The organism is Microcystis flos-aquae FACHB-1344, from assembly GCF_014698375.1.
GTDB classification, from domain to species: domain Bacteria; phylum Cyanobacteriota; class Cyanobacteriia; order Cyanobacteriales; family Microcystaceae; genus Microcystis; species Microcystis aeruginosa.
The window spans coordinates 1-4098 of record NZ_JACJSW010000145.1 but is presented as its reverse complement, the minus strand read 5'-3'; the positions used below and the strand labels follow the sequence as shown (position 1 = coordinate 4098).

Below are 4098 nucleotides of genomic sequence, written 5' to 3'. Positions count from 1 at the left end.
AGTTATTTTGTATCTTCTGTAGGAGGTGCGCCACTGGAAGTTCTTAAGTGCTACATCAAAAATCAGGAAAAGCCGTCGTAAAACGACGGGGTTTTAACCCAAATTTTCGATAAGTTGGGTACTATTTTTGTAGATAGTGCAGAAATCTACAGGAGATCAAGTAATGAGTGAATCAGAAAGCAACAAGGTGCGTTACAAACCATAACGCACCAAAATTTTTATTAATCTCTAACAAAGATTACAGGGGTCGATAGACGCGATAATCGATATTGGGGAAAATATTGTCGATTTCCTCGACTTTTTGCAACCAACCGGAGTCAATCTTCTCGGATTTCACATCTTCATAGATTTTATTTAACCGCAGCAGGTGGGAACGAGTGCGCCGGACAGCATAGGGAACCATCGTACCGGTTCGCATAATAAAGGCCCAGTCAGAAGATTGCGCTAATAATAACTCCCGGGCTGCCTGATTTAAAGCCCGTTCCTGTAATTCATCCTCCGCTTCGTGATGACTTAATTCAATCATCCGTTCCGTGCCTTTGTGCAGGTGAGGATAGATCCAAGCGTTAGTTTCATTCAGCCAGTATTCATGGAAACCCTTATAACCCCAACTGGATTGGGAAGGACGACAGACCTGCTGGGTCGGGTTAGCCCGGAGATAATCGGCTAAATGGGTCATTTGGTAGATATTTTGGTCATACCAAGACTTGCGGAACAGAAAATCAATAAACCAGGGTCCCTCATACCACCAGTGACCGAATAACTCGGCATCGTAGGGAGAAACCACCAGGGGAGGACGGCCCATAATTCCGGCTAAACTCTCCACTTGCCGCTCGCGATTATACATAAAATTGCCTGCGTGTTCGGCGGCTTTTTCTTTGGCCCAGTAGGGGTCATAAAGCCCTTTTTCCGATAAACCACCGTCCCGGCTAGTAATTTTGTGGTATTTGATGCCTATATTCTTGCGTTGACCGTTGGGCATGATATAGGGCTTAATATACTCGTATTCCGCTTCCCAGCCCAAATCTTTATAGAATTCCCGATAGACCACATCCCCCGGATAACCGACTTGGGAAGACCAAACCTGTTGGGAAGATTCGTGGTCACGACCGAAAGCAGCCACCCCGGTTTCTGTGAAAATGGGCGCGTAACTGCCGTAACGGGGGCGCGGACGACCGTAGAGAATACCGTGGCCATCGACGAGGAAGTAACGAATGCCCGCATCGGCTAACATTCTTTCTACCCCTTCATAGTAGGCACATTCCGGCAACCAAATGCCCTTGGGACGACGACCGAAATTTTCTTCGTAGTGTTGACAGGCCACCTCAATTTGCGCCCAGACCGCTTGCGGGTACATTTTCATCAGGGGCATATAACCATGGGTCGCACCACAGGTGATAATTTCTAGGTTGTTACTGTCGAGGAATTGTTTAAAAGCTTTGACCAGATCTCGATCGTATTTTTCCCAAGTTTGTCGGATACTTTGGAAAGATTCAGCGTAATATTCGGCTAAGTAGCGAATATGGCCATTGTGTTGATTATGGTCGATTTCTTTAGCAATTAATTCTTCTAACTTACCTAAGTGTTCTTCATAACGCTCTTGCAGTAACGGATCCCGCAGCATCGACACCAAAGGCGGAGTCATGCTCATGGTCATTTTAAAATCGATACCGTCCCGCTTGAGACCTTCAAAAACTTGCAGGAGAGGGATGTAGGTTTCTGTGATTGCTTCGTATAACCATTCTTCTTCGAGGACGTAATCGCTTTCGGGATGGCGGACGAAAGGGAGATGAGCGTGGAGAACTAGGGCAACATAGCCAAAAGCCATAGGATTTCTTCTTAGAATTAAGGAATAAAACTTTAAGATTAGGTTGAGTAGATTTTATACTATCTTAAGCTTCTACAATAAAGAATATGATAAAAGTCGATCGATCGTCGATCGATCTCCGCAATCCCTAGGTTTACTAATTTGCCGATGCTCCCATCTAACGAGCCACTGACTGCTTTAGGGAGAGAGACGACAACGCCTCTCTCGATTCAACTCTTGCTGTTTGTTGATGACCGTCCCAGTTCTCAAGAAATTATCCGTCAAATTCAGGCCTATCTCCAGTCTTTAAAGTCTGATTACCCGATTGACCTACAAATCATCGAAATTCGCCAGCAACCTCATTTAGTCGAACATTTTCGCCTTGTAGCTACCCCGGCCCTGGTCAAAATTGCCCCCGGCCCCCGTCATACCCTCGCGGGCAGCAATCTGGTGGAACAGTTTAAAAAATGGTTGGTACGCTGGCAAAAAGCGATTAAAGAGGAGGTCAAAAATCATCACGCTGAGGATGCACAACTTCAAGAGGTGGAACATTCGGGCGAACTCATCCGCATCGCCGATGAGGTTTTTCGTCTTAAACAGGAAAAGGAAGAATTATTGGAACAATTAAAATTTAAAGACCAAATTTTGGCTATGTTAGCCCACGATTTACGCAGTCCTCTCACCGCTGCTTCCATCGCTGTGGAAACCCTCGAATTAGCCTATCATCAACCAGATACGGAGCGCAGTCTGCAATTACGAGAACAACTGCACCAACAGGCCCGCAAACAGTTTCGGATTATGAACCGTTTGATTACGGATATTCTGCAAGCTTCTAAGAGCATGGCGGCGCAATTCACTCTCCAACAGAGTAAATTTTATCTCCAATCCCTCTGTCAGGAAATTTTGTCTCAATTTACCGATACTTTTCAGGAAAAGACTTTAATTCTCCAAAGCGATATCCCCCAAGATCTGCCCCCCGTCTATGCTGATGAGGAGTTAATCCGACAGGTGATTATTAATCTCCTAGAGAATGGGGTCAAATATACCCCCCCCGGCGGCGCAATTACCCTTTCTGTCCTTCATCGTACTACTCAAAAAGTACAGGTGAGCATCAGTGATACCGGCCCCGGCATCCCCGAAGAAAAACAAGAGCATATTTTTGAGGGCCATGTGCGTCTCAAACGGGATGAGGGTAAAGAAGGTTATGGCATCGGTTTATCGGTCTGTCGCAAGATTATTCGCGCCCACTACGGTCAAATTTGGGTGGATAGTGTCCCCGACCACGGCAGTAGTTTTCACTTTACTTTGCCAGTTTATCGCTAAAATGCTCCGCTAACCAAGCATCAATGTCCCCTAAAACTAAGTCGGGGATTTCCCAGGGGAACAGATGGGCCGTATCTGGGTAACATTTCCACTGAGACAGTTTCAGTTTTTCGGCCGTTTCTTGGCTCGAAGCACTGGTAATATGGCGATCATTTGCCCCCGCCAGAACTAAGCAGGGAATTGTAATTTTGTCAAGAGATTTTAAACAATTGTAACCTTTTTTTAAAGCCCGATTTAAAGCGCGATCGGCAAATGGAGAAGTGCCTAAGTAGGCGGGAACAGCATCTTGAGCGAGATATTGATAGGATATCGCTTGATGTTGTGAAAAAAGGTACTGAAACAGGGAACGACGGGCAAAAGTATCAATATTCCAACGCCATCCCGGTTTGATCTGATTGAGAATTGCCGCCATCCCCGTCAAAACTAAATCTGTGGTGGTGATAGGAGGATGACTACCCCAAGGCCGCGCGGCCGAGGCCACTAGAATTAAACCAGGAAAGCGATCGGGATGCCGCAATACTAATTCCAGTGCGATTATACCCCCCAAAGACCAACCGAGAATTAAACATTGCGGGATTTTTTGGCGATCGAGCAGCCCGATTAAATCCTCTAGATGTTCTTCTAGCTGAAAATCCCGGCGATAACGACTTTTACCGTAGCCGCGCAGATCCGGGGCCAGGGTTTGCCAGCGTTGGCAAAAATGCTCAGTAAATACAGACATACTGGCTGCCGAACCGGGATGACCGTGCAGACAGAGGATCGGATAGCCATTACCTTTAATGTTAACGTTTAGAGCGATCGACATTGAGCAGTTATCAGTTATCAGTTATCAGATTTGAGTTTTAAGTGAGCAGTTTCAAGGGGTGACAGAGGGGCTACAAGCTAGATAGAGCGGGGGGTCTAGCCAAACGACCCCCTAAAGAAATAGAGTGGTTAGGACAACCACTCAAAATTTTAAAATGTTACCT

The 4098-nt window shown here is 46.0% G+C and carries 3 protein-coding genes and 1 pseudogene; 2 read left to right on the top strand and 2 right to left on the bottom strand.

The features are described from left to right. Nucleotides 1-81 (top strand): annotated as a pseudogene (locus tag H6G48_RS13005) (IS200/IS605 family transposase); the annotation flags it as partial. A gap of 157 nt (nt 82-238) precedes the next feature. Here H6G48_RS13005 and H6G48_RS13000 read toward each other — a convergent pair. Next, the gene (locus H6G48_RS13000) at nt 239-1828 is read right to left on the bottom strand and encodes a glycoside hydrolase family 57 protein (protein ID WP_190722114.1); all 1590 of its coding nucleotides are present in this window, start codon (nt 1826-1828) and stop codon (nt 239-241) included. Nucleotides 1829-1975: 147 nt separating this feature from the next. Between H6G48_RS13000 and H6G48_RS12995 the strand changes: the two genes are divergently transcribed. Then, nucleotides 1976-3130 (top strand): histidine kinase, encoded by a 1155-nt coding sequence (locus H6G48_RS12995; protein ID WP_190722113.1) that lies wholly within the window; start codon nt 1976-1978, stop codon nt 3128-3130. Here the strand turns inward: H6G48_RS12995 and H6G48_RS12990 are convergent. Continuing rightward, on the bottom strand, nt 3108-3935 hold the full coding sequence (locus H6G48_RS12990) for an alpha/beta fold hydrolase (protein ID WP_190722112.1): 828 nt from the start codon (nt 3933-3935) through the stop codon (nt 3108-3110). The genes H6G48_RS12995 and H6G48_RS12990 overlap by 23 nt on opposite strands. Nucleotides 3936-4098 lie beyond the last annotated feature (163 nt).

Excerpts from the sequence above, each read along its gene's own strand:
- H6G48_RS13000 (WP_190722114.1), bottom strand. The coding sequence starts at position 1,828 with ATGGCTTTTGGCTATGTTGCCCTAGTTCTCCACGCTCATCTCCCTTTC.
- H6G48_RS12995 (WP_190722113.1), top strand. The coding sequence starts at position 1,976 with ATGCTCCCATCTAACGAGCCACTGACTGCTTTAGGGAGAGAGACGACA.
- H6G48_RS12990 (WP_190722112.1), bottom strand. The coding sequence starts at position 3,935 with ATGTCGATCGCTCTAAACGTTAACATTAAAGGTAATGGCTATCCGATC.